The following is a 25,348-nucleotide window of genomic DNA, read 5'->3' as shown; positions in this document are numbered from 1 at the left end:
GCCGGCGGGGCTAGGGTGCGCAGATGCCCACGAGCGATGAGACCTGGACCCTGGCCGACCACGATGTACCGGTGTACTGCAGCGGAGAGGGCGGGCGCGTCCTGATCCTGATCCACGAGGTGTGGGGGGTCGACGGCCACATCCGCTCGGTCGCCGACCGCTACGCGGCCGAGGGCTTCCGGGTCGTCGCGCCCGAGCTGCTCGCCGACAGCGGGCTGCTCGAGCAGCTCGAGACCGAGCAGCGCGCGGACTACGACCACCCGGTGCGCCGGCTGCCGCGCCAGGTGGAGCTGCGGACGTTCTTCGCCCCGGTGTTCACGCCGCAGCACGCGGTGCGGACGATCGCGATCCTCCGGGCGCTGGTCGAGCGGCTCCTGCGCGAGGAGGGGACGACGAGCGTCTCCGTCACCGGCTTCTGCTACGGCGGCACCTTCAGCTGGGCCCTCGCGCTCGCGGAGCCGCGCGTGGCCGCGGCAGTGCCGTTCTACGGGCACAACACGGCCTCGGCGGAGGAGCTCGGCTCGCTGCGCGTGCCGGTCCTCGCGTTCTACGGCGACCAGGACGAACCGCTGATGGCGCAGGTCCCCGGGATCCGCGAGGCGACCGCGGGCAAGGACGTGGAGGTCGTCGTGTATCCGGGAGCGGGGCACGCGTTCTTCAACGACGCGAACGAGGGCATGTACCGGGCGGACGCGGCGACCGACGCGTGGCCGCGTGCGCTGGCGTTCCTGCGGGAGCACGCGGGCTGAGGCGGGGCCCTCTTCGTGCTGGTCGACCAACCCAGGAGGGGCGCATCGAGACCCGCTGTCGCCTGACGGGCCGGCGGTGGTGGATCTCGATACGCCCGCTGCGCGGGCTACTCGATCAGCATGACTGTGCTGCATGATTGCGCCGCATAACTGCAGCTCCGTGCCGTGCATGCTGGTCGAGTAGCGCCGGAGGCGCGTATCGAGACCCGGCCTCGTCTGCGGTGGTGGATCTCGATACGCCCGCTGCGCGGGCTACTCGATCAGCATGACTGCGCTGCATGGTGATTGCAGCTCCGCGACCAGCAGGGGGAGCTACGCGACGTCGCGGACGTGGCCGGCCTTCAGGTGCAGGCGGCGCTGGGCGCGGCGGGCGACGGCGGAGTCGTGGGTGACGATGACGAGGGTGAGGCCGAGGTCCTTCCAGAGGGTCTCGAGCAGGGTCATGATGTCGTCGCGGGTGTCCTCGTCGAGGGCGCCGGTCGGCTCGTCGGCGAGGAGCACCGTCGGGTTCTTGACCAGTGCGCGGGCGATGGCGACGCGCTGCTGCTGACCGCCGGAGAGCTCGGCGGGCAGGTGGTCGAGCCGGTCGGCGAGACCGACGGAGGCGAGGGCCGCCTTCGCCCGCTCGGCCCGCTCCGCCCGGGCGATGCGCTGGGGAGCGAGCGCCGTCTCCACGTTCTCGAGCGCGGTGAGCGTCGGGATCAGATTGAAGCTCTGGAAGACGATCCCCACCTCCCGTGCCCGGATCGCGGCGAGGCGCGCGTCGCCCGCCGAGGAGATCTCGTGCTCGCCGAGGACGACGGTGCCCGACGTGGGGCGGTCCAGGGCGCCGAGCATCTGCAGCAGCGTCGACTTGCCGCCGCCGGTCGGGCCCTGGATCGCGACCATCTGCCCGTCCGGGATGGTGAGGGTGACGTCCTTCAGCGCGGTGACCGTCGTCTTGGCGCCGTCGTAGCTCTTGGTGAGGTTCGTGAGGGTGTACATGCGGGTGTCCTTCCGGGGACGAGGAGTCGAGGAGTCGAGGAGTCGAGGGGGTCAGCCGACCGAGCGGAGCGCCGCGGCCGGGCGCAGACGCGAGGCGCGCCAGCCGCCGAGGGCTCCGGCGAGGAGTCCGCCGAGGACGGCGAGGCCGACCGCGAGCAGGATCACCGGCACGGTGACGGGGAGCGAGAGCGCCACCTCGGTGGCCGCGGCGGTCTGCGCGGCGCCGGGGCCGCCTCCGCCGAAGCCGCCGCCGGGACCGCCGGCGCCCATCGCCGAGGTGCTGGTGGAGGTGCCCGAGAGCGTCGGCGCGATCAGATTCACGATCGTGACGCCGACGAGCCCGAGGACGATGCCCGCGGCGCCGCCGATCAGCCCCTGGACGACGGACTCGCCGGCCACCTGGCGGACGATCGCGCCGTTGCTCCAGCCGATCGCCTTGAGCGTGCCGAACTCGCGGGTGCGCCGGGTGACGCCCGAGACGGTGAACAGGATCGCGATCAGGAACGCGGCGGCGAGGACCAGCAGCGAGAGCCAGGTGCCGAGGTTCGCGACCAGGTCGCCCGCGGTGGAGAGCGAGCCGGAGACGCTCGAGGCGAGGTCGGCCTGCGTCGAGACGGTCGCGTCGGGCAGCGCGGTCTGCAGGGCGGTCTGGATCGAGGAGATGTCCTCGGACGAGGCGGCCTGGACGTAGACGGAGGAGATCAGGCCGGCCTGGCCGGAGAGGGTCTGGGCGACGTCGAGCGGGATGTACGTGTCGGAGGCGGTGCTCGCGTCCGTGGAGTCGGTCGTGACGATGCCGATCACGCTGAAGGCGGTGCCGCCGATGTCGACGGTCGAGCCGACGGACAGCGAGGCCGTGGTCGCGTACGAGGAGTCGACGACGACGACGTCCTGGCCCGCGTCGTCCGCGGTGAAGGTGCGGCCGTCGGTGAGGCTCACGTCGGCCAGGGGGCCGATCGCGGAGCCGGCCGGGTCGAGGCCGAGCACCGAGAAGGAGTCGACGCCGAAGGAGGAGCCGCCCGCGCCGTCCGGGCCTCCCGTGGGCGCCTCGCCGGCCGCCGGAGCGGTGCCCGCGGCGCCCTGACCCGCAGTGCCGTCGGTGCCGCCCTGCTGGGCGGAGTCGGGCAGCTGACCGCTGAAGGTCGTGTTGTTCAGCGCGAGGACGCCGATCGCGGCGGAGACGTCGGTCACGCCCTGCGCGGTGGCGACGGCCGAGGCGTCGAACGTGGTCGTGCCGCGGTCGGCCTCGAGGCGCGACTGGCTGACGGAGGTGGTGCCGTCGTCGGTCGTCCCGTCGGTGGAGCCGAAGTCGAAGCGCTGGCCGGGGGCCTCGCCCTCCGTCGGCGCGACGGCGGCCTGGGTGACGGTGATGTCGGTGCCGACGCCGTAGACGGACTCGAGGACCGAGGCCTGGGCGCTGCGGACGCCGGCGGAGAACGAGGTGACGAGGATCACGAGGGCGATGGCGAGCGCCATGCCGGCGGCGATGATCATCGTCTGCCGGCGGCGGTTGGTCAGCTCTCGCCGGAGATAGGTGGCGAACATGGCGTCCTTCGGTCGGGGAGGCCGAGCGGTGGGGTCCGCTCGACGTCCCGACAGTAGGAACGCGCGCTATCCGTGCCGTTGCGGCGGGCTATCGGTCTCCGATGAGCCGCGGCGCTCCACCTCGGTGAGCGGGGCGCCTCCGCGGTGCGCCGCGGTCAGCTGGTGCTCGTCGTCCCCGCCGACCTCGGCGTCTTCGCGGTCCTGCTCAGCCGGACGGGCCGGCAGGAGCTGCGCGACCAGACGGCGCGCGAGCTCGGCCCGGTGCTCGCCGAGGAGGCTGCGCGCGGCGTCCCGCTGCTCCGGACGCTCGAGGTGTTCCTCGACCAGGGCCGCCGGCCCACGGCGACCGCGTCGGCCCTGCGCGTGCACGTCAACACCGTCTACCAGCGGCTCACGGCCCTCGACCGGCTGCTCGGCCGGGAGTGGCGGGAGCGGGCGCTCGAGCTCCAGGTGCTGCTGCGGCTGCGGCGCGCGGCGGAGGACCTCGACGACGCCTGAACCGGCGGCGGATCCGGTGAAGGGTCCGTCCGGCGCCGACAGCGCCGCGCGTTTTCGCGACGTCTGATCATGCCCCTCGGCGAGCCTGCGCCGGGCGGTTCGGGCCGCGGGCGAGCCCTCGGCCGCGTGAGTGGGCGGCGGCGGCGCCCGGAACGACGCGGAATCGGGTGTCCGACCTCAGAGGCCGCCTTCGGATTCCTCCCAGGATCGGGAAGAAGCGAAGGATCCTCGGCGGCTCCGGCGCTGTGGATCGAAAGGGGGACAGCTCTCTAGCTTTCCCCTTGTCCGGTCGCGGAGACTCCTCCGACGCACGGCTTCCGACCCCACTCCTCTCGAAAGGGAACCCGTGCCCGAGAACTCCATCTCCCGCCGAAACCTCGCCAAGACCGCTGCGTGGAGCGTGCCGGTCGTCGCCGTGGCCATCGCCACGCCCGCCGCCGCCGCGTCGAACGCGACCGTCGACATCGTCGTCTCGCGCACCTGCCGCACGCTCACGCTGGGCAACGCCGTGCCGCGCTTCACGGTGTCCGCCGTGACGGGCGACATCCCCGTCGGAACGACCTTCACGCTGAGCAGCCCGCGTCTGGCCAACGTCGGTGTCTCTGCCTCGGGTGCGAGCGTCGGGGTCCTTGTCAACAACACTGTGACCTTCACGATCACCACGGCGACTCCGTCGGCGATCATCGACATCACGGGCGTCCTCGGAGTCTTCGCCCTCGCGGAGTTCCGCCTCTCCCTCGCCAGCGTCCCCGCCGGCTACACGGAGACCAACACGGGGAACAACACGGCGGCCGCCAACCTGACCGGCGCAGCGGCGGTATTCCCGAACACCGGTTTCGTCGGGCTCTGCCTCCCGATCTAGGTCTCGACCATGGGGGAAGGCGGAGTCCGTCGTCCCCTTTGAGCCGACCACCACAGGAGCGCCAGGACCGGTTCGGGGTCCTGGCGCTTCTGCGTTCCCGGACGCGCTCCCGTCGTCGTTCCCGTCCTCGGGGCTTCCCCCTGCCTCCCGCGCGGCCCTAGGCTCGCGCCACCCGGTACGAACCGATGGAGGCGCGATCATGACGGCGACCAGCGAGAAGACGGCACCTCCCGAGCTCAAGCGGGTCCTCGGCCCCAAGCTCCTCCTCCTCTTCGTGGTGGGGGACATCCTCGGCACCGGCATCTACGCGCTGACCGGGCAGGTCGCCTCGGAGGTGGGCGGTGCGGCCTGGCTGCCGTTCGTGATCGCCTTCGTCGTCGCGACGCTGACCGCCTGCTCCTACCTCGAGCTGGTGACCAAGTTCCCGCAGGCCGCCGGTGCCGCGCTCTACGCGCACAAGGCGTTCGGGATCCACTTCGTCACCTTCCTGGTCTGCTTCACGGTGATGGCGAGCGGGATCACCTCGGCCTCGGCCGCCTCCGGCGCGTTCGCGAGCAACTTCGCGATCGGCTTCGGCCTGGGCGACGGCGCGGGCACGCGGCTCAGCATCGCGCTGATCTTCATGGTCTGCATCGCGCTGGTGAATCTGCGCGGCGTCGCCGAGAGCGTCGGCCTCAACGTGGTGCTCACCCTGATCGAGCTGTCGGGCCTGCTGCTGGTGATCTTCGTCTGCTTCTTCGCGGTCTTCGGCGGCCAGGCCGACTTCTCCCGCGTCGTCGCGTTCGAGACGCCCGAGGACAAGTCGCTCCTGCTCGCGATCAGCACCGCCACCTCGCTGGCCTTCTTCGCGATGGTCGGCTTCGAGGACTCGGTGAACATGGCGGAGGAGACCAAGGACCCGAGCCGCATCTTCCCGAAGGTGATGCTGACCGGTCTCGGCATCACCGCCGTCGTCTACGTGCTGGTCTCGACGCTCGCCGTCGCGATCGTGCCGATCGGCGAGCTGGCCGGCAACGACACCCCGCTCGTGACGGTCGTGGAGACGGCCGCGCCGGACTTCCCGATCTCGACGCTGCTGCCCTTCATCTCGCTCTTCGCCGTCGCGAACAGCGCGCTGATCAACATGATGATGGCCAGCCGCCTGCTCTACGGGATGAGCAAGCAGGGCGTGCTGCCGCCGTTCCTGAAGAACGTGCTCGCCGGCCGGCGGACGCCGTGGGCGGCGATCCTGTTCACCACGGTCCTCGCGCTGCTGCTCACCGCGTACGTGTCGCGCGACCCCTCCGACCCGATCGCGGTCCTGCTCGGCGGCACCACGTCGCTGCTGCTGCTCGCGGTCTTCGCGGTGGTGAACGTCGCGGTGCTCGTGCTGCGGCGCCAGCCGGTGGAGCACGCGCACTTCCGGACGCCGACGGTGCTGCCGGTGCTCGGCGCGATCGCCTGCCTCTACCTGGTGCTGCCGATCACCTCCGGCCGCGACATCGCGCAGTACGAGATCGCGGGCGTCCTGCTCGTGATCGGCGTGCTCCTCTGGTTCGCGACCTTCATCGACCGCCGCGTGCGCGGCTACGCCCGCTCGGCCGTCGTCGACCCGGAGGAGTTCGACGCGGACCCGGCCGACGAGCCGGCGCCGAAGTCGAAGCGCTAGCTGTACTCGGCCGCGAGAGTCGACGCGCGAGCCCATGCTGATCGAGTAGCCCGCGGAGCGGGCGTATCGAGATCCACCACCGTCAGAATGACGGGTCTGCAGACCTGCCCTCGTGACGATGGTGGGTCTCGATACGCCCCTGCGGGGCCACTCGACCAGCATGTAGGGGACGCCGCGCATCCTTTCCGCTCGATCGGGTCCCGGGTCCGGGCCGCGGTGTCGCGGCGTCGACGGTATCGAGGCCGTCCTCCGGCGGCGCACAGCCGGGCCATCGCCCGGGCATAGCGCGCTCATAGGAAACTCCTGATACTGGGGAGACATGAGCACCCCGGCCCCCTCGAAGCACCTCGCCTCCGCGCAGCGCACCCGCCTCAAGCGAGCGGACGGCACGCCGATCCGCGTCCTCGTCGTCGACGACGAGAGCACCCTCACCGATCTGCTGCAGATGGCGCTGCGCTACGAGGGCTGGGAGGTGCGCACCGCCGCCGAGGGCCGCTCCGCGATCACGATCACCCGCGAGTTCCGCCCCGACGTCATCGTGCTCGACGTGATGCTGCCGGACATCGACGGGCTGCAGGTGCTCCAGCGGATCCGCGCCGACGGCAGCGAGACCCCCGTCCTCTTCCTCACCGCCAAGGACGCGCTCGACGACCGGATCGCCGGGCTCACCGCCGGCGGCGACGACTACGTCACCAAGCCGTTCTCGCTCGAGGAGCTCGTCGCCCGGATGCGCGGGCTCATCCGCCGCTCCACCCTGCTTGCCAACGACGCCGACGACCCGGAGGTCGTCGTGGGCGACCTCGTCCTGAACGAGGACAGCCACGAGGTGCGCCGGGCCGGCACCGACATCGAGCTGACGGCGACGGAGTTCGAGCTGCTGCGCTTCCTGATGCGGAACCCGCGCCGCGTGCTGAGCAAGGCGCAGATCCTCGACCGCGTCTGGTCCTACGACTTCGGCGGCAAGTCGAGCGTCGTCGAGATCTACATCTCCTACCTCCGCAAGAAGATCGACGCCGGCCGCTCGCCGATGATCCACACGGTCCGCGGCGCCGGCTACCTGCTGAAGCCCGCCGAGCAGTGACGACCGAGGGCGGGCGGCTGCGGCCCACACTCGGCGACTTCGCGACCCGGTCGGCGCTGCGCCGCTCGAACGCGTCCCGACGCGCGCCCTGGACGCTGCGGCGCCGGATGGTCGTCGCCGTCGTCGCGCTGGTCGCGGTGATCGCGGGGATCGTCGGGACGGTCAGCGTGCTGTCGCTGCGCGGCATCCTCTACGACAACGCGGAGACGCAGCTCTCGGAGTCGCTGGACCGGCTGGCCGGCTTCGACGGGCCGAGCCAGTTCGCCGGCTCCAGCGCGATCGAGCGCGCGACCACCTGCCCGAGCGGCGACTTCGCGGGCCGCCCGAACCAGGACACCCAGACGATCACGGCGGTGCTCGGGGCGACCGGCGCCTACACCGGCGCGTACATCGACAGCGCCGGGTCCTGCCGGGAGTTCGCCGAGCCCGCCGACTCCGTCCTGGCCGACGCCGTGCAGAGCCTCGGCGCCGCGACGACCCTCGACCTCGGCGGCATCCTCGGCGAGTACCGGGTCGAGGCGCGCGTCGTCGACGACTCCGTCGTGCTCGTCGGCGTCCCGCTCGGCGAGACCGAGGAGACGCTCGGCACTCTCACCACGGTCGTGGTGATCGTCGTCCTGCTCGCGATGCTGCTGGTCGCCCTGATCGCGACCGCGATCATCCGGGTGGCGCTGCGGCCGCTCGAGCGGGTGGAGGCGACCGCGACCCGCGTCGCCGAGCTGCCGCTCGAGCGCGGCGAGGTCGAGCTGATCGAGCGGGTCCCGGAGGAGGACGCCGACGTCCGCACCGAGGTCGGCCGGGTGGGTGCCGCCTTCAACCGCATGCTCGACCACGTCGGCGGTGCTCTGGAGTCGCGCCAGGCCAGCGAGAACAAGGTCCGCCAGTTCGTCGCCGACGCCTCGCACGAGCTGCGCACGCCGCTCGCGGCGATCCGCGGCTACGCCGAGCTGCCCCGCCGCGGCGACGCCGAGCTGTCGGAGTCGGCGAGCTACTCGCTCGACCGGATCGAGTCGGCCGCCACCCGGATGACCTCGCTGGTCGAGGACCTCCTCCTGCTCGCGCGCCTCGACGAGGGCCGCGATCTCGAGAAGGAGCCGGTCGACCTGACGATGGTCCTGATCGAGGCCGTGTCCGACGCCCACGTCGCCGGACCGGACCACGAGTGGGACCTCGACCTGCCCGAGGAGCCGATCGAGATCCGCGGCGACGGCTTCCGGCTGCACCAGGTGGTCGCGAACCTGCTGCGGAACGCCACCGTGCACACGCCGCCGGGCACGCGCGTCGTCGCGGCGCTCGCCGAGGACCGCGACGAGCGCGGCCGGCCGATCGCGGTGGTGACGGTCACCGACTCCGGTCCGGGGATCGACGAGGCGCTGGTGCCGGTGCTGTTCGAGCGCTTCGCCCGCGGCGACTCCTCCCGCGCGCGGACGACGGGCTCGACCGGGCTGGGTCTGGCGATCGTGGCCGCCGTGGTCGACGCGCACGGCGGGCGGGTGCTGGTCGAGTCGGAGCCGGGGCGCACCAGCTTCCGGGTGGAGCTGCCGGCGGGCTGACGCGCGATCTGCAGGCGATGCCGTCCGGAACGCGCTCTCCTCCGCGGGGGAGTGCCGCGCGGTGGCCGGATCGCCTGCAGATCGAACCGCCGTCGTCAGACCTCGACGCCCAGGCGGCGGCGCGCCTCGTCGAGCGTGCGCACCACCTGCACCGTCTCGTCCAGCGGGTGCACCGGCGACTCGGTGCGCCCCTCCGCCACGTACTGCGCGAGGTGCACGGCCTCCCAGGCGAGGCCCTCGCCGCCCTGCAGCCCCGTCTCGTCGCGCCACGAGGCGCTCTCGGAGCCGCGGGTCAGGGTGACGCCGCTCGGCGTCCAGAACGACGGGTGCACGTCGATCCGCCCCTCGCTGCCCGCGACGCTCGCCGCGTGCAGGGTGTCGGCCAGCACGGTCGACGTCGCGACCGACTGGATCCCGTGCGCGTGCCGGCCGACGATCGTCGCCATCGCGTCCACTCCGGTCGAGGTCAGGGCGCCGGCGACGACGGTGCTCTGCGGGGGCCCGGCGACCATCGAGACGAAGGACGAGGCGTAGACGCCCACGTCGAGCAGGCCGCCGCCCGCCAGCGCCGGATCGAAGATGCGGCTGGCCGGGTCGAACGCGAACGCCGCGCCGAAGTCGGCGGAGACCAGCGCGGGAGCGCCGACCGCGCCGTCCGCGAGGAGCTGCCGCACCACGTCCATCTGCGGCAGGTAGCGCATCCACATCGCCTCCATCGCGAAGACGCCGGCGTCGCGGGCCGCATGGACGATCATCTCGGCCTCACCCGCCGTGGTGGCGAACGGCTTCTCGATGAGGACGTGCTTGCCCGCCGCGATCGCGCGCAGGGCCTGGCGCGCGTGCTCCGAGTTCGGTGAGGCGATGTAGACGACGTCGACCTCGGGGTCGTTCACGACCGCGTCCGAGCCGACCGAGGCGCGCTCGATGCCGAAGCGCCGCGCGAACTCGTCGGCGCGCTCCTGGGAGCGCGAGCCGACCGCGACCACGCGCTGCCGGGTGTGCTTCTGCAGCGCCGCGACGAAGGTGCCGGCGATCGAGCCGGGGGCGAGGACTCCCCAGCGCAGCACCGGGGAGTCGAGGAGCGAGGGGAGCCGGGGCTCGGGAAGCGTCAGTGCCATCCCGCCACGCTATTCCCTCCTCCTGGACGACGCCGAGCCCCCGCCGCGCAGGCCCGGAGCTCCTGAGTCGCCCGAGAAGGCTCGTTCTCGGGCTGGAGAACGAGCCTTCCCGGGCGACTCAGCGGACTTCAGCGGAGTGCAGCGGACCTCAGTCGACCGCGGTCATCGCCGCTCCGAAGCCGCGCAGCCGGGCGACCGTCAGGGTGCCGATCGGCTGCGGGGCGCCCTCCGGCGAGAGGACGAACGCGTTCCGGGCGACGTAGAGAGCGCCGTCCCGCAGCTCGATCGCCGCGGGCGAGACGACCGCGAGTCCGGTGATCGGCGTCGAGGTGCGCGGCAGGATCAGCGCCACGCGTCCCGTGCCGTCCGGGCCGCCGAACAGCTCGGTCACCACGACCGTGCCGGTGACGCGGTCGACCGCGAGGCCGGTCGCGCTCAGCAGGCCGGTGGCCACCGTGCGGATCTCGCCGGTCGCCGGGTTCACCCGCACCACGGAGCCGCGGGCGCCGAGGCTGGCGTCCTCCGGCCCGCCGGGCAGCGTCGACACGTAGAGCCAGCCGCCGGGGCCGACCTCGACGTCGGTCGGGACGGGCTCGAACGAGTAGCGGTAGCCGGCCGTGCAGGCCGGGAAGCCGAAGGCCGCCGCCTGCTCCGCCGTGATCGTGATCGGCGCCGTGGGCGGCAGCACCGCCAGGGTCGAGACGACGCCGTTCGGCGTGACCTTCAGGATCGCGTTGCCGGCCGCGTCGGCGACGTAGACGCCGGCGCTGGTCGCGGCCGACGCGTAGGGGTGCACGTCGATCCGGCCGGTGTAGGAGGCGGGACCGGCGGTCTCCGGGTCCACCTGGGCGGCGCACTCGGCGGGCAGGCCGAGGAAGCCGTAGGTGTTGCCCGCGTCGGGGTTCGCGCTCGCCTCGTACGCGCCGAGGTCGGCGAGGGTCGTCGGCGCTCCGCCGCCGCTCGGCACGGAGCGCAGCAGTGCCTTGCCCTCCTCCTGGACGCCCTCGCTGTAGTAGACGGTGGAGCCGCGGACCGAGACGGCCCCGATCTCGGTTCCGGGCGCGCTGACCAGGGTCGAGGTCGCGCCGGACGGAGCGACCTTCGTCAGCATCCCGGCGAAGTTCTGCGCGACGTAGGCGGTGCCGCCCGCATCGACGGCGAAGCTGAGCGGCGAGACGAGTCCGGTCGCTCGATCGGTGACGGAGACGAAGGACAGCGGGGAGGGGGAGGCCTGGGCGACGGGGGCCGAGACGAGAGTCGTGACCGCGACGGCGGCGGCCGCGGTGAGGAGGAGGCGTTTGTTCACGAGGTGCTCCTTTGCACTCGGGGTGCGGGCAGAGCAGTGCTGCGGGTCGAACGATCCGCGGCTCCGACCGCGGCGACGGGAATCGCCGATGCGCACACCGTAGGACCGCGGTGGCCAGGAGTCCATGGGGCGGACCCCGTCACGCGGCAGACCCGCGTGGCGGCGCGGGTGCTCTGCGCCGGATCCTCCGCACCCCTAGGGTGTGAGAGCCCGCGCCGCCGCGGGAGGAGGAGGCGTCATGCCGGAGTGGTACACCCTCGGCGTCGTCGCCCTGGTCATCGTCGTGGTCGTCGTCGCGATCGTCCGCTTCCGCTTCAACCCGGTGCTCGCGCTCGCCGTGGGCGCCGCGGCGATCGGGCTGCTCACCGGGCTCGGTCCCGTCGACACCGTCTCGACCATGACCCGCGGCTTCGGCGAGGTGATGATGGAGGCGGGCCTCCTCATCGGCTGGGGCGTACTGATCGGCGCGATGCTCAACGAGATGGGCGCCGTCGTCCGCCTCGTCGAGGGGCTGCTGCGGGTCTTCGGCAGGCGCGGCATCCCGTACGCGCTCGGGCTGTCCTTCGCCACCTATCTGCAGACGATCTTCGTCGACGCCCTGATCGTCATCGCGGCGCCGCTCGCCCGGCGGATCGCGCCTCGGCTCGGCCCCGCCGGCACGGGCATCGTCGCCGTGACCTTCGCCGTCGGCCTCGAGATGGGGATCGTGATGATGGTGCCCGGCTTCGCGGCCGTGGCGCTCGCCGGACTGCTCGGAGTGCCGCTGGGCGTGATGCTGCTGGGCGGCTTCGTCGTGGTCGCGCCGACCGTGGTGGTCACCATCCTCCTGATGTCGCTCGCCTTCCGGCTGGGCTTCTGGGACCCGGCGCGCGACGAGCAGCTCGTCGTCCGCGACGAGACCGCCGGGCTCGCGACGGTGCCGGCGGGGGAGCGGGCCGGGAGCGACGCGGTCGGCGGATCCGGTACAGCCGGCGGTCCCGGCTCGGCCGGTGGTGCGTCCGGGGCCGCGCGGTCGTCGGGTGGCGCCTCGGGTGCGTCCGGCTCCTCGGCCGTCGGCACCGGCGCCGGCGCCGACCCGGCCGGCGCGAGCGGCTCCGACGCCCCGCGCGAGCGCCCGCTGCTCCTGCTGTTCGCCCCGATGCTCCTCGCGCTGCTGCTCATCGCCGCGCAGGCCGTGCTCTCGGTCGCGGGCGCGGAGGTGCCGGTGCTGCAGTTCCTCGGCAACCCGGTGATGGCGCTGCTGCTCGCCGTGATCGCGACGGGACTCGTCGGCCGCTCCGTGGTGGGCACGGCACGGATGGAGAAGGCGGTCGCCAAGGGCTTCCAGGACGGCGGGCAGATCTTCCTGCTCACCGGTGTCGGCGGGGCGCTCGCGGCGGTGATCGCGGAGGGCGACCTCGGCGAGCTGCTCAAGGGCTACTTCTCGGCGAACGCCTCGGCGCCGCTGCTGCTGGTCTGGCTGATGGCGGCGGTGCTGCACATCGCCGTCGGCTCGGTGACCCTCTCGGCGATCACGGCCGCGGGCGTCGTCGCCCCGGTCGCGGCGACCCTCGGACTCGACCCGCTGCTGATCGCGCTCGCTGCCGGCTCCGGCGCGCTGTTCTGCATCCACGTCACCTCGAACACCTTCTGGCTGCTGCAGAGCTTCCTCGGCCAGTCCGTGCGCGGCGCCCTCAAGTCGGTCACGATCGGCGTCTCCCTCGCCTCCGTCCTGGCCCTCGGCATGGTCCTCCTCCTCTCGCTCTTCCTCTGACCCCCGCCGATCCCCTCCGCGAGATGCCACTTGCGCACGCCTTTCACGGCGTGTCGCGTGCACAAGTGGCATCTCGCGGAGGGGGGCGGGCGTGACACGTGCCGGAAACACGGGTGGCCTAGGTTCCTGAGAGGGTTCACACGTTGCTCCGAGGTCGATGACGCAGGAGCGAGCGCGGAGCCTCGTCCGCGCCGACCTCCGACACGAAAGATCTCCGCTTGAGAACACGCACCGCCCTGACCTCCGGCTGCGCGGCCCTCGCGCTCGCCGCCGGCGGTCTGCTGATCGCGCCCGCCGCGACAGCGACCACCGCGACACCGACCGCCGCCGCACCCTCCGCCTTCGAGCGGGTGGACCTCGTCCGCCCCGCCTCGGCACCGATCACCGAGCCCGCGAGCTACCCCTACCGGGAAGCCCTCACCGAGGTCGCGGTCGACCCGACCGACGCCTCGCTGACCCGCGGCGTCACGCCGTACGACCGGATCGCCCCGGCCCTCAACGACCTCGCCGCGCGCTCCGACCGCGTCTCGACCCAGGTGGTCGGGAAGTCCGGCCTCGGCCGCGACATCTACCTGGTCACCGTCACCGCCCCCGAGACCGCCGCCGAGACCGCGCAGCAGGCCGAGTGGCGCGACCGCCTGAAGAACGAGCCGGAGGCGGCCGCCGCCGACGCCGAGCTGATGGCCGAGTACAAGGTGCCGACCTGGTTCAACGGCAACATCCACGGCAACGAGTGGGAGGGATCCGACGCGATCCTGAACTACATCGAGAAGGTCGCCACCGCCGAGGACGCCGAGACCGAGGCGCTCCTCGAGGGCAACCGCCTCTACTTCACCGTCACCAACAACCCCGACGGCCGGGCCCTCGGCCAGCGCGCCGTCGCGGCCGGCTACGACCCCAACCGCGACATGATCACCGGCGCGACGAACGAGGCGGCGGTCATCCGCGACCTCTCCAGCGTCCTGCAGCCGACCTACTTCATCGACATCCACGGCTACACCGGCATCCTCCAGGTCGAGCCCTGCGGCCCGCCGCACGGCGAGAACTACGAGTACGACCTGTTCCTGCCGCACGCCTACGCGACCGCGCTCGAGATCGAGCGCCGCGTCGTCGAGGCGGACGTGCCCGGCAACACCTACAAGGCGGCCGACGGCAGCGTCACCACCGAGAACACCGGTCAGATCCTGATCCCCTACCGCGACATCCGCGCGGGCTGGGACGACTGGCCTCCGATCTTCGCGCCGCAGTACGTCGCCTTCCAGGGCGCGATCACCAACACGGTCGAGCTGCCGCTGGGCCGCACGGCGAACGAGACGCCCGAGGAGATCGCCGAGGGCCAGGCCAACGCGGACATCGACATCGAGGTCGCCGGGATCGTCATGGACGCCTCGGTCGACTACATCGAGGCCAACCGCGACGCGCTGCTGAGCAACCAGGTGCAGATCTTCGAGCGCGGCGTCACCGGCGCCCCCGCCGTCGAGATCCCCGCCGACGTCGCCGCGTCCGACCTGCCGGCCGGCACGCCGACCGAGTGGACCGAGATCTGGGACGAGACCGACGTCTACACGACCGAGTACCCCCGCGCCTACGTCATCCCCGCCGGTGACGCGCAGCGCTCGGCGTCCGACGCCGAGACGCTCGTCGCGCAGCTGCTCGCGCACGGCGTCGAGGTCGATCGCACGACCACCGCGATGACCGCGGGCGGCACGACCTACGCCGCCGGCTCCTACGTGGTGGACATGCACCAGCCCGTCCGCGGCCTCGCGAACGTGCTGCTCGCCGACGGCACCGACATCTCCGAGCGCGTGCCCGAGATGTACGACGTCTCCGCCTGGAGCCTCTCGCTGCTCTGGGGCGCCGACGTGATCCCGGTCGGCTCCACGCTCGACCCGATGCCCGCCGTCGAGCTCGAGCCGGTCACCGCCGTCGCGCCGAGCGGCAGCGTCCCCGCCGACGCCGGCTACCTCGCCTTCGAGCCGCGCGGCGTGCTCGAGTACCAGGCGGTGAACGCGCTCCTGGGCGCCGGAGTCGCACTCGAGCAGTTCGCCGACGGCACGATCGCCCTGCGCGCCGACGCCGACGGTCTCGCCGCCGCGGAGGCCGCCGCCGTCGAGTTCGGCGTCGACTTCACCGCGACCACCGCCGAGCGGATCGAGGACGAGGACGGCACCGCGCTCTCCGCCGTCCGCGTCGCCTACTCCGGCTCGCACGAGGACCGCGATGCGCTGGCCAAGCTCGGCTTCGCCGACGCGGTCGCCGTCACGGCGGACACGCTCGCCTCGGGCGAGACCGTCCTGACCGACGCGGACGTGCTGCTGCTGGGCCGCGCGCTGTCCTTCACCCCGGAGCAGGCCGCGGGCCGCACCGCCGTCGAGGAGTTCCTCGCGGCGGGCGGCGACGTGGTCGGCCGCGGCGGAGCGGGAGCGGCCTTCGCGACCGACTTCGGCCTCGCGACGCTGACCGCGCAGACCGGCACCAGCGGGTCCAACGGCATCGTCTCGGTCGAGACTCCGGCCGACGGGATCCTCGGCGACCACCCGCAGGACACCGCGTTCGTCTCGCCGGCGCTCTGGTTCGAGGGCTTCGACGCGTCCGTGACGGTGGAGCAGAGCTACGCCGCCGAGGACACCTTCGTCGCCGGGCACTGGGTCGCGTCCGAGGGGCAGTCGCGGAGCGACGCGGCCGGGCAGGCCTCGGCCGTCTCGTTCGCGACGGAGTCGGGCACCGAGGGCTTCCTCTTCGGCACCTCGCCGGTCTTCCGCAACCACCCGGTCGGCGCGTTCAGCGACGTCGCCCGGGCGCTGCTCGCCGTGGCGCCCGAGGGCGCGGCCGTCGAGCTGCCGGGGACGCCTGAGCCGACCGCGACGCCGACCGCGACTCCGGAGCCGACGGCCACGCCTGAGCCGACGGCGACTCCCGAGCCGACCGCGACTCCCGAGCCGACCGCGACTCCGGAGCCGACGGCCACCCCGGAGCCGACCGCGACCCCTGGGCCGACCGCGACTCCGGAGCCGACCGTGACCCCGGAGCCCTCCGCGACTCCTGAGCCGACCGCGACCGCCACACCGACGGTCGCGCCCACCGCGGCTCCGGAGCCGACCGCCACGGCGACCGCGGCTCCCGTCGCGAAGCCGGGCACCGGCGGTCTCGCCTCGACCGGCGTCGAGACCGGCCCCTGGCTGCTGCTCTCGGGAGGTGCGCTCGTGCTCGGTCTCGGCGCCCTGCTGATCGCCCGCAGCCGGCGCGAGGCCGAGGAGGCGTAGCCTCCGCCGCGGGAGGGCCGGCGAGCACGATCCGCCGGCCCTCCCGCCGCTCCTCCCCAGCGCCACCGGACGACAGCACCACTGCATGACCGCACTTCCGTACGACCGCACTTCTGCACGACCGCAACGCCGCACCACAGCACCCGCACCACCGAGGAGTCCCGATGCCGCCCCGTACCGCCCGCACCCTCGGGATCGTCCTCGCCGTCCTCGGTCTCGTCGCCGTGATCGTCGCGATCGTCCTCCTCGTCCGTCCGGCCGACGGCGCCGGAGCCCCGACGTCCACCCCGGTCGCCCCCTCCGCCTCGGCCGCCGCCGCCCCGTCGACCGCGCCCACCGAGGCCGAGTCCACGGAGACCGCGACGCAACCGACGGCCACCGACGCCCCGACCGAGACCTCCCCGACCGAGACCTCGCCGACCGAGGGCGTCGTCGCCTCGGCCGCCCCCGCCCCCGCCCCCGGCTCCGCCACCGCCGCGGCCGCCGTCGTCTCCTTCACCGCCTCGCCCGCGACGATCGACTGCGCCGGCGACCGCACCGCCTCCGTCCCCGTCGCCCTCTCCTGGCAGACCGAGGGCGGCGTCTCCGCCCGCCTCGCCGTCGGCACCACCGACGCGCAGTCCGGCACCGCCGTCGACCTCAGCGCGACCGGCTACTCCGCCCTCTCCGTCCCCTGCCGCGACGCCGAGACCTTGATCACCCTCGCCGTCGAGTCCCCCGACGGAACCCTCACGCAGCGCACCCTCGTCCTCCCCACGGACTGACCTCCTCCCCGCCGCGAGATGCCACTTGTGCATGCGACACGCCGAGGAAAGCGTGCACAAGTGGCATCTCGCGGGGACGGCCGGACGCGCCCGCACGGCAGAATGGAGACGATGACCTCCACCCCGCCTCCGCTCGGCCTGCTCCTCGACGTCGACGGCCCGATCGCCAGCCCGATCAGCCGCACGATCGCCATCGACTCGATCGCCGACGACCTCGTCGCGCTCGCGAACGCCGGCATCCCGCTCGTCTTCAACACCGGCCGCTCCGACGCGTTCCTGCGTGAGCGCGTGCTGCCGCCGCTCCTCGAGCGCGGCGTCTCGGCCGACGCGCGGATCGTCTGCGTCTGCGAGAAGGGCGCCGTCTGGTTCACCGTCGACTACCGCGGCACCTCCGAGCCGATCGTCGACGAGTCGCTCGCGATCCCGGAGGCGGTCGCCCGCGACCTCGAGCGGATGATCCGCGAGGACTACGACGACCTGGTCTTCTTCGACGAGACCAAGCGCGCGATGGTCTCGGCCGAGCAGCTCGTCGACCTCTCCAGCGAGGACTACCTCGAGCGCCAGCTCGTCTTCGACGCCGACGCCCTGCAGATCATGACCGCGGCCGGCCTCGGCGTCGAGCGCCGCGGCATCCGCTACCCGAACGACACCGGCGCCGTCGAGTACCGCATCGACCCGACCGTGATCTCCACCGACATCGAGTCCAACCGCCTCGGCAAGGACCTCGGCGCCCAGCGCGCCGTCGAGCTGCTCGGCGCCACCGGCCCGATCCCGCAGCGCTGGCGCACGGTCGGCGACTCCCGCAGCGACTACGCGATGGCCGACTGGCTCTCCGAGCACGCCTACGACGTCGCCCACGTGGACGTCCGCCCCGCGGAGGGCGTCCCGGACAAGCCGTACCCGATCCTCGTGGTCGACGGCGCGATCAACGACGAGGCCGGCGCCGCCGTGCTGCGCCGCTGGACCGAGCTCGTCGCCGACGAGACGACGCCCGAGGTCGGCGACGGCATCTCCCTCCACGTCGCGGGCTGATCCGCCAGCCCCTCGTCCGCAGGCCCGCGGCCCGTTAGCGTTCGAGGCATGAGAATCGCAGTCACCGGTGGATCCGGGAAACTCGGCCGCAGCGTCGTCACCCGTCTCCGCGAGTCCGGCCACGACGTCTTCGTCCTCGACCGCGCGGGAACCCGCGGCGAGGGCGTCATCAGCATCGACATCACCGACTACGGGCAGGTCGTCGACGCCCTGCAGGCCGTGGGCGACCGCTACGAGGGGATCGACGCGGTCGTGCACCTCGCGGCCGTCCCGGCGCCGGGCATCGTCCCGGACATCGCGACCTTCCAGAACAACATGTCGTCGACCTTCAACGTCTTCCACGCGGCGATCCGCGCGGGCATCCGCAGCATCGTCTATGCGTCCAGCGAGACGGTCCTCGGCCTGCCGTTCGACGTGCCGCCGCCCTACATCCCGGTCGACGAGAAGTACCCCGCCCGCCCGGAGTCGGTCTACTCGCTGACCAAGCACCTCGAGGAGCAGCTCGCGATCGAGCTCTGCCGCTGGCACGAGGACCTGACCATCATCGGCCTGCGCTTCTCGAACGTGATGAACGAGGAGGACTACGCCGAGTTCCCGTCCTTCGACGCGGACGCGACGCTGCGCAAGTGGAACCTCTGGGGCTACATCGACGGCCGCGACGGCGCCCAGGCGGTCGAGAAGGCCCTCGCGCACCGCGAGCCCGGCTTCGACCGCTTCATCATCGCGGCGGCCGACACCGTGATGACCCGCCCGAACGACGAGCTGGTCGCCGAGGTCTTCCCCGGCGTCGAGCTGCGCGGCGAGCTCGGCGTGAACGACACGCTGCTCTCGATCGACCACGCCCGCGAGGTCCTCGGCTACGCCCCCGAGCACTCCTGGCGCGACTCGCAGTAGCCACCACCCGCCTCCGCGCCGCTCCGGCTCGCGGAACACTCTCCGGCTCGCAGGACTCCACGGATCCCGCGAGCCGGAGCTGTTTCCGCGAGCCGGAGCTGCGCCCGGCCGACCTCGGGCTCGTGGAACGGAGTCCGGCTCGCTGGAGTCCGCGGTTTCTCCGTGCCGAGGGTGATTCGGCGTGCCGGAGGTGCGGTGCGGTGACCTTCGGCTCGTGGATCGGTGTCCGGCTCGCTGGAGTCCGCGGTTTCGGCGTGCCGAGGGTGATTCGGCGTGCCGGAGGTGGGGTGTGGGGAGCTTCGGCTCGCGGATCGGTGTCCGGCTCGCTGGAGTCCGCGGTTTCCGCGTGCCGAGGGTGATCCCGCGTGCCGGAGGTCTCCCGCGGGAGGTTCGGCACGCGGAGACGCCTCCGGCTCGCGGGGATCCGAGGATCCCGCGAGCCGGAGGCGCGAGGGCGAGCCGGAGATGCCGGCTCAGCAGCCGAGGGTCAGCTGGGGATGTAGTTGAACTCGTCCGGGTTCGGGCCGGTGCGCTCGTCGCGGTTGAGCGCGGAGATCGCGGTCATCGACTCGTCGTCCAGCTCGAAGTCGAAGAGCGCGAAGTTCTCCTCCACGCGCTTGCGAGTGACCGACTTCGGGAAGACGATGTCGCCGCGCTGGATGTGCCAGCGCAGGACGACCTGCGCGGGGGAGCGGTCGACGCTGTGCGCGATGCGCACGATCGCCTCGTCGTCCAGGACCTTGCCCTGCGCGATCGGCGACCAGGCCTCGGTCGCGATGCCGTGCTCGACGCCGTAGGCGCGGAGCTCCTCCTGCGTGAGGAAGGGGTGCACCTCGATCTGGTTCACGGCCGGGACGATCGTCGCCTCGGCGCGGAGCCGGTTGAGGTGGTTGGTCTGGAAGTTGGAGACGCCGATGGCCTTCGCCTTGCCGCTGCGGTAGATCTCCTCCATCGCCTTCCAGGTCTCCAGGTAGTCGCCGACCTTCGGCAGCGGCCAGTGGATGAGGAAGAGGTCGACGTAGTCGAACTTCAGCTCGGCGAGGGTGTCGTCGATCGCCTGCAGGGCGTCCTCGCGGGCGTGGAAGCCGTTGTTCAGCTTGGAGGTGACGAAGACCTCGGAGCGGTCGAGGCCGGAGGCGCGCACGGCCTCGCCGACGCCGGCCTCGTTGCCGTACATCTCGGCGGTGTCGATGTGGCGGTAGCCGACCTCGAGGGCGGCGAGCGTCGCGTCCTTGGTCTCGGCGGGGTCGATCTGGAAGACACCGAAGCCCAGCTGCGGGATCTCGACTCCGTTGTTGAGGGTGATCGTGGGGACAGTGTTCGCGTCCGTGCTCATACTCGAGCGTCCTTTCGTCCGGGGATCGGCCGCGTCGGAGAGCTTGCGGCCGGAGTACAGTCCACGCCCCGGGGCCTCCCAGGTGCAAGGCCTTGCGCGTCCGGCGAACATCGGCGGTCATCCGGCGCCATCGGACGCTCGGGGAACGACGAAGGCCCCCGGCACGGATGCCGGGGGCCTTCGAGGGTCGCGTGACTACGCGCGGGACTTGCGGCCGGTGATCGCGCCGTAGATCAGCAGCACGATGATGGCGCCGACGACAGCGAGGATGATGCTGACGAGGTTGAAGCCCATCGGGTCGTCGCGCCCGAAGAGCGCGCCGCCGATGAAGCCTCCGAGGAGGGCGCCGACGATGCCGAGGATGATGGTGATGATCCATCCGCCGCCCTGCTTGCCGGGCAGGATGAGCTTTGCGAGTGCGCCGGCGATGAGGCCGAGAACGATCCAACCGATGATGCCCATGATGTGTCTCCTTCGTAGTGTGCTCGACCGGCCGTTCCGGTGCGAGCGTCAACGCCTGTCGTGAAGGCGTCCTTGCAGATGATGTCGATCAGCGGAGTGAGCGCTGCACCTTCGCGCGTGCCTTGTCGGCGACCGCGGTGAAGTGCTTCGCCTCGCGCTTCGAGGTCTTCTTGAGCTTCTTGCGCGTCTTCTTCGTGGCGGGGTCGTTCCACACGCCGAGTGCGAGATGGCGGAGCTCTTCGTAGCGTCCGCGGCCGGCGCGGGCGCCGAAGACGTACGCGGCGAGTGCGACGAGCGCCAGCAGGACGAGGCGGGGATTCATGCGGTGACCCTTCCATCGGAGAGAGCACAGGGTCGTGCTCGGCCCCCATTCCACTCTCCTGCGGATGCCGTGACAATTCAGGCCCGGACCGTTGACAACGGCCTCGCGGATCTGCTTGCGCCCGCGCGTTGTAGCAGAGGTGGCTGCGCTCGCGGGAGCGTCAGTGCACCGGAGCGTCCGCGAACCGGTCGTGCAGGTAGGGCCCGTAGCCGCCGTCCACGCGGTTGCGGCGGCGTCCTGAGGTGGTCACCTCGCCGCGGTCGGTCGCTCCCACCCGGGCGCCGGCGGCGTGCAGGCGCTCGACCAGCAGGACGTCCTCGTGCAGCGGCTCGCCGCCGAACCCGCCCGCCGCCAGGTAGGCGCTCGCGCGCACGCCGAGGTTCGCGCCGTGGATGCTGCCGATCGACTCCTCCCGCTCGCGGGTGCGCTGCCAGCGGCCGTACATCTCCGGCGAGAGGTCGGACGGGTCGGGCCGGACCGTGCCGACCAGCGCGTCGTGGTGGCGGGCGTGCTCGACGTGCTCGAGCAGCCACTCCTCCGGAACGACCGTGTCGGCGTCGGTGTTCGCGAGCCAGACCCGGTCGTCCGGGACGGAGCCGGGGACGGAGCCGAGGGCGTGCGCGATCCCGGCCGCCCGCGCCGCGCCGACTCCGCAGCGCTCGAGCTCGAGGACCTCGGCGCCCGCGGCCCGAGCACGCTCCACGGTCGCGTCCGTGCAGCCGTCGGCCACGACGATCAGCCGGACCGCGACGTCAGGGGCGGTCGTGGCGAGGTGCGCGGCGCTCCGGAGGACCGATGCGACGGTGGCGCCGATCCGCTCCTCCTCGTCGTGGGCCGGCACGACCACCAGCAGCTCCTCGATCCGGGTCACAGCAGCCCCGTCCGCCGGGCGACCGAGCGGCCGTCGCGCGAGTGGACCTCGAGCAGGAGGTCCTCCTCCTCGTGCCGGGCGATGCGGTGCAGGCCGAGACCGGCGACGGCGCTCTGGACGGCGTCGCCGTCGAGCTCGAGGCCGTCGATCGGGTGCCGCCAGTGCACGGTGACGAGCTCGCCGGAGGCGGAGAGCCGGTCGCGCACTCCGCGCAGCGTGCGCTCGAGGGTCTCGCGACCGAGGTAGTAGCCGACCTCGGAGAGCACGATCAGGTCGAACGGACCCTCCGGCACCCCGCGGGTGATGTCGTGGTGCTCGACCCGCACGTGCGCGAGCGGCGCGAGCCGGCGGGCGGCCCGCTCCACGGCGGCCGCGGAGACGTCGATCGCCAGCAGGTGCTCGGCCCGCGCGGCGAGGGCCTCGGCCAGCACGCCGATCGAGGAGCCGATCTCGAGGACGGAGTCGTAGCGGCGCTCGGGCAGGCTCGCGAGGGTGAGGGCGCGCTTGCGCTCCTCGTACCAGCGGCTCGTGTACCCCCAGGGGTCCTCGTGCCGCTCGTACAGCTCGTCGAAGTAGCTCATCCCCGTGTCCTCGTCGCCGGGGCCGCGCCCGTCCGTCCCCCCGAGCCTAGGCAGGATCGGGGCTTCTCTCCGCCACTTGTCGGTCGGATCGCCGTGCGCTAGCTCCGTGCGGGCCATCAGCGGACCCGGATCAGGCGGTCGTCGCCGGCGAAGGCCCGGACGAAGCGCGGGTGGAGGACCGGGGCGATCCCGCCGGGTCCCGGCGCCGTCTGGCTCGGATAGCGCTCGCGGGCGCGGGCCTTCCGCTCCCGCAGGTCCTCGTCGGCCTGGACGCGGACGAGCGCCGGCCACGGCACCTCGGCGTCCTCGGGCGCGGCCCAGTGCCAGAGCCAGATCGGCGCCGCGAGCAGCGGGTGGCGGAGGGCGTCGGCCGCCTCGGCGCAGACCTCGCCGACGACGCGGTGGTCGCGGTGGCCGTCGCCGGTCCAGGTGGAGAGCAGGAGGACCCGGCCGGGCTCGGCGGCGGCGCGGGCGAGCACCTCCGCGAGGATCCGGTCGCGGTGCTCGGGGGTGCCTGAGTCGGGGACGTCGAGGAAGGCGAGGCCGAAGCCGGCGCCGAGCTCGTCGAGCGCGGCCCGGGCCTCGGCGCGCCGCTCGGCGACGAGGGCGGCCGCGGCCCCGGGGGAGGAGGCGCCGTGCGCCGCGCCGCCGTCCGTCACGATCACGACGTCCACGGGGACGCCGAGGCGGCGGGCCAGGGCGATCGTGCCGCCGCAGCCGAGCGTCTCGTCGTCGGCGTGCGCGACCACGACGAGCACGCGGTCGATGGAGAGGAGTGCGTCGTCCGGCAGGACCGGCAGCCGGTCGAGCCGCCCGTCCTCGCGCCAGCGCTCGACCGGGGTGCCCTCGAGGTGACCGTCGAACTCGATGACGCGGCTCACCACTCCTCCGTCTCGCCGCTGGCGAGGACCGCTCGCCCCAGGGCCGCGTCGTCGCGCTCGGCGTGGTGCTGGCGGACGTAGAGGGCGAGGTCGGCGACCCGCTTCGCGTGCTCCGCGTCGAGCGCGAGCGGAGCCGGTCCGAGCGCGCGGCCGGCGCGCAGCAGGATCTCCTCCACGGCGCTCGCGACCGTGCCGCGGACCCGCTTGGCCAGCAGCGCGCCGCGCGCGCCCTCGGCCTCGCCCGCGTCGATCAGCGCCGAGGCCTCGTCGAGCGCGCGCCGCCCGGCGGACAGGGCGGTGTCCACCGCGCCGAGGTGCGCGAGCAGGTGCGGATCCTCGCGGCGGGCGGCCGCCCGGGCCAGCGTCGCGGCGACGCCCCGGGCCCCGCCGAGCCAGCAGGCGGCCACGCCGATCCCGCCCCAGCCGAAGCCGGGTCGCGAGAGGTACCAGCCGGGAGCGCCGACCTCCTGGGCGCGCGCACCGGCGAAGCGCACCGGCCCGCTCGGGATCTCGGTCAGCCCGCGGGGGTGCCAGGCGTTCTCCTCCGGGGTCGCGGTGCCGTCGCCGAGGCGCACGGCGAAGAGGCGGCGCTCGCCGGGGCCCTCGCCGACGTGCGCCGTGATCAGCGCCGCGTCCAGGCGGCCGGCCAGCGAGCACCAGGGCTTCACGCCGTCCAGTCGCCAGGCGTCGCCCTCGGGAGTCGCGACGAGCGGCTCGTCGCCGCCCTCCGCCGCGAAGACGCCCCAGACCGCGTCGTCCTGGACGCCGAGGTCCGCGGCCGACAGGCCCGCCTCGCCGAGGATCGCGAGCGCATCGAGGTGCGGCTCGATCGCGCGGGCGACGCCGAGGTCGTGCCGGGCCAGACGCTCGAGCAGGCCGTGCAGCTCGGCGGTGCGGCCGGTGCCGGGCCGCGGCGGGTCGGCGGAGAGGGTGCGGGCGAGGGCCAGAGCGCCGTCGACGTCGCCGGGAAGGGAGGCAGGAGCGAGCGATTCCATCCCCCTGGACGCTACACCGTCGGCTCCGGGCCCGCCCCGGATTGTCCGGGGGAGGGCTCGGTGGTAGCGCCGCGCATGTCCAGGGCGGTGATGCGGCGCAGGAGGACGGCGAAGAGCTCGACGTCGCCCGCGTCCCAGCGGCGCAGCTCCTCGTGCATCAGCGCCTGGCGGGAGCTGCGGATCGCCCGCATCCGCTCGGCGGTCTCCGGCGGCACCGAGAGGATCGTCGCGCGCCCGTCGTCCGGGTCGGGGGAGCGCTGCAGCAGACCGAGGCGGTCGAGCGCCGAGATCTGCCGGCTGATCGAGGACTTGTCCGTCTCGAGCAGCTCGGCCAGGGCGCCCGAGTGCATCGGGCCGCGCCGCTCCAGGGTGGCGAGCGTCCGGTACCCGGCGGTGCTGAGGTCGGGGTGCAGGCGCTCGGCGGCGGAGCGCATCGCGTCGCGCACCCGGTTGAAGAGGGTGCTCAGCTCGCCCTCGACGGCGGCGATCGCGGCGTCGGTCGCGCTCACCGTCGCGCCCTCGGTCGCGCGGTCGCCTTCGGCGTGCCCGCCGGGCTCGGGGACGGGAGGGGAGGACGGGCCGGTCATCCCTCCAGCATCCCGTGTCGATCCGACTTGCGCACGGCCCCGTCCACGTCGTACGCTTCCCGAAGCCAAAGACCGCCGGTTTCCGGTGTGCGCACGAGCAGGGCCCAGGCCCAGCGGATCGCCGCCGGACGAAGGATTCGCGAAGCGAATGGCCCGCGCAGGTGTGCAAGAGATGTGTTCCGCGTTCATCGCGTTCCCCAGGCTCCCGCGCTCCTGCGCCGGAGCCTTTTTCTTTGCGTGCCTTCGGGCTACCGGCACGAGAA

General features: G+C 73.0%; 23 protein-coding genes. 11 read left to right on the top strand and 12 right to left on the bottom strand.

Annotated features, from left to right (window positions below):
• Positions 1 to 23 precede the first annotated feature (23 nt).
• Entirely contained in the window at positions 24 to 749 is a 726-nt protein-coding gene (locus C1I64_RS12075) for a dienelactone hydrolase family protein (protein WP_127887369.1), read from the top strand.
• 312 nt (positions 750 to 1,061) lie between these two features.
• On the opposite strand, the gene C1I64_RS12070 is transcribed toward C1I64_RS12075, so the two are convergent.
• The gene (locus C1I64_RS12070; protein ID WP_127887368.1) at positions 1,062 to 1,733 is read right to left on the bottom strand and encodes an ABC transporter ATP-binding protein; all 672 of its coding nucleotides are present in this window, start codon (positions 1,731 to 1,733) and stop codon (positions 1,062 to 1,064) included.
• Positions 1,734 to 1,784: 51 nt separating this feature from the next.
• Complete coding sequence (locus tag C1I64_RS12065; protein WP_127887367.1) at positions 1,785 to 3,278, bottom strand: ABC transporter permease; 1,494 nt, start codon at positions 3,276 to 3,278, stop codon at positions 1,785 to 1,787.
• A gap of 144 nt (positions 3,279 to 3,422) precedes the next feature.
• On the opposite strand from C1I64_RS12065, the gene C1I64_RS12060 reads away from it, so the two are divergent.
• The 5 genes from C1I64_RS12060 to C1I64_RS12040 all read left to right on the top strand — a co-directional run bounded on the left by C1I64_RS12060 (position 3,423) and on the right by C1I64_RS12040 (position 8,920).
• Entirely contained in the window at positions 3,423 to 3,776 is a 354-nt protein-coding gene (locus C1I64_RS12060; protein WP_127887366.1) for a helix-turn-helix domain-containing protein, read from the top strand.
• Between the two features lie 346 nt (positions 3,777 to 4,122).
• Entirely contained in the window at positions 4,123 to 4,638 is a 516-nt protein-coding gene (locus C1I64_RS12055; RefSeq protein WP_127887365.1) for a hypothetical protein, read from the top strand.
• A gap of 199 nt (positions 4,639 to 4,837) precedes the next feature.
• Positions 4,838 to 6,286, top strand: coding sequence for an APC family permease (locus C1I64_RS12050; RefSeq protein ID WP_127887364.1), 1,449 nt, complete (start codon positions 4,838 to 4,840; stop codon positions 6,284 to 6,286).
• A 319-nt stretch (positions 6,287 to 6,605) separates the two neighbouring features.
• Positions 6,606 to 7,367 (top strand): response regulator transcription factor, encoded by a 762-nt coding sequence (locus tag C1I64_RS12045; RefSeq protein ID WP_123447806.1) that lies wholly within the window; start codon positions 6,606 to 6,608, stop codon positions 7,365 to 7,367.
• Complete coding sequence (locus C1I64_RS12040) at positions 7,364 to 8,920, top strand: sensor histidine kinase (protein ID WP_243587594.1); 1,557 nt, start codon at positions 7,364 to 7,366, stop codon at positions 8,918 to 8,920. The genes C1I64_RS12045 and C1I64_RS12040 overlap by 4 nt, the downstream gene beginning before the upstream one ends.
• Positions 8,921 to 9,015: 95 nt before the next feature.
• On the opposite strand, the gene C1I64_RS12035 is transcribed toward C1I64_RS12040, so the two are convergent.
• Positions 9,016 to 10,038 carry a Gfo/Idh/MocA family protein gene (locus tag C1I64_RS12035; RefSeq protein ID WP_127887363.1) on the bottom strand — a complete coding sequence of 341 codons (1,023 nt, stop codon included), beginning with the start codon at positions 10,036 to 10,038 and terminating at the stop codon, positions 9,016 to 9,018.
• Between the two features lie 148 nt (positions 10,039 to 10,186).
• Positions 10,187 to 11,344 carry a ScyD/ScyE family protein gene (locus C1I64_RS12030; protein ID WP_164874532.1) on the bottom strand — a complete coding sequence of 386 codons (1,158 nt, stop codon included), beginning with the start codon at positions 11,342 to 11,344 and terminating at the stop codon, positions 10,187 to 10,189.
• Between the two features lie 238 nt (positions 11,345 to 11,582).
• Here C1I64_RS12030 and C1I64_RS12025 point away from each other — a divergent pair, with 238 nt between their 5' ends.
• From C1I64_RS12025 to C1I64_RS12005, 5 genes are all read left to right on the top strand, one after another.
• Positions 11,583 to 13,097 (top strand): GntP family permease, encoded by a 1,515-nt coding sequence (locus C1I64_RS12025; RefSeq protein WP_127887361.1) that lies wholly within the window; start codon positions 11,583 to 11,585, stop codon positions 13,095 to 13,097.
• 218 nt (positions 13,098 to 13,315) lie between these two features.
• Positions 13,316 to 16,360, top strand: coding sequence for a M14 family zinc carboxypeptidase (locus C1I64_RS12020; RefSeq protein WP_127887360.1), 3,045 nt, complete (start codon positions 13,316 to 13,318; stop codon positions 16,358 to 16,360).
• 164 nt (positions 16,361 to 16,524) lie between these two features.
• Positions 16,525 to 17,124, top strand: a complete 600-nt coding sequence (locus tag C1I64_RS12015) for a hypothetical protein (RefSeq protein WP_127887359.1) — start codon at positions 16,525 to 16,527, stop codon at positions 17,122 to 17,124.
• A gap of 111 nt (positions 17,125 to 17,235) precedes the next feature.
• Positions 17,236 to 18,156, top strand: coding sequence for an HAD family hydrolase (locus tag C1I64_RS12010; RefSeq protein WP_207901789.1), 921 nt, complete (start codon positions 17,236 to 17,238; stop codon positions 18,154 to 18,156).
• 48 nt (positions 18,157 to 18,204) lie between these two features.
• Positions 18,205 to 19,050, top strand: coding sequence for an NAD-dependent epimerase/dehydratase family protein (locus C1I64_RS12005; protein WP_123447800.1), 846 nt, complete (start codon positions 18,205 to 18,207; stop codon positions 19,048 to 19,050).
• 487 nt (positions 19,051 to 19,537) lie between these two features.
• Here C1I64_RS12005 and C1I64_RS12000 read toward each other — a convergent pair whose 3' ends face one another.
• From C1I64_RS12000 to C1I64_RS11965, 8 genes are all read right to left on the bottom strand, one after another.
• A complete protein-coding gene (locus C1I64_RS12000; protein ID WP_123447799.1) occupies positions 19,538 to 20,386 on the bottom strand; it encodes an aldo/keto reductase in 849 nt (282 codons plus the stop codon).
• A gap of 195 nt (positions 20,387 to 20,581) precedes the next feature.
• On the bottom strand, positions 20,582 to 20,848 hold the full coding sequence (locus tag C1I64_RS11995) for a GlsB/YeaQ/YmgE family stress response membrane protein (RefSeq protein ID WP_056041656.1): 267 nt from the start codon (positions 20,846 to 20,848) through the stop codon (positions 20,582 to 20,584).
• An 88-nt stretch (positions 20,849 to 20,936) separates the two neighbouring features.
• Positions 20,937 to 21,170 carry a YtxH domain-containing protein gene (locus C1I64_RS11990; RefSeq protein WP_123447798.1) on the bottom strand — a complete coding sequence of 78 codons (234 nt, stop codon included), beginning with the start codon at positions 21,168 to 21,170 and terminating at the stop codon, positions 20,937 to 20,939.
• Between the two features lie 160 nt (positions 21,171 to 21,330).
• A complete protein-coding gene (locus C1I64_RS11985) occupies positions 21,331 to 22,041 on the bottom strand; it encodes a glycosyltransferase family 2 protein (RefSeq protein WP_127887357.1) in 711 nt (236 codons plus the stop codon).
• Positions 22,038 to 22,622: an SAM-dependent methyltransferase gene (locus tag C1I64_RS11980; RefSeq protein WP_127887356.1), complete on the bottom strand. Its 585-nt coding sequence runs from the start codon at positions 22,620 to 22,622 to the stop codon at positions 22,038 to 22,040. Before C1I64_RS11980 ends, C1I64_RS11985 begins: the two co-directional genes overlap by 4 nt.
• A 116-nt stretch (positions 22,623 to 22,738) precedes the next feature.
• Positions 22,739 to 23,503, bottom strand: a complete 765-nt coding sequence (locus tag C1I64_RS11975; protein WP_164874531.1) for a PIG-L deacetylase family protein — start codon at positions 23,501 to 23,503, stop codon at positions 22,739 to 22,741.
• On the bottom strand, positions 23,500 to 24,498 hold the full coding sequence (locus C1I64_RS11970; protein WP_127887354.1) for an acyl-CoA dehydrogenase family protein: 999 nt from the start codon (positions 24,496 to 24,498) through the stop codon (positions 23,500 to 23,502). The genes C1I64_RS11975 and C1I64_RS11970 overlap by 4 nt, the downstream gene beginning before the upstream one ends.
• 11 nt (positions 24,499 to 24,509) lie before the next feature.
• Positions 24,510 to 25,085 carry a MarR family winged helix-turn-helix transcriptional regulator gene (locus C1I64_RS11965; RefSeq protein WP_164874530.1) on the bottom strand — a complete coding sequence of 192 codons (576 nt, stop codon included), beginning with the start codon at positions 25,083 to 25,085 and terminating at the stop codon, positions 24,510 to 24,512.
• Positions 25,086 to 25,348: the final 263 nt, after the last annotated feature.

The organism is Rathayibacter festucae DSM 15932 (genome assembly GCF_004011135.1).
Taxonomy (GTDB): Bacteria; Actinomycetota; Actinomycetes; order Actinomycetales; family Microbacteriaceae; genus Rathayibacter; species Rathayibacter festucae.
This window is presented reverse-complemented; position numbering and strand designations above follow the sequence as displayed.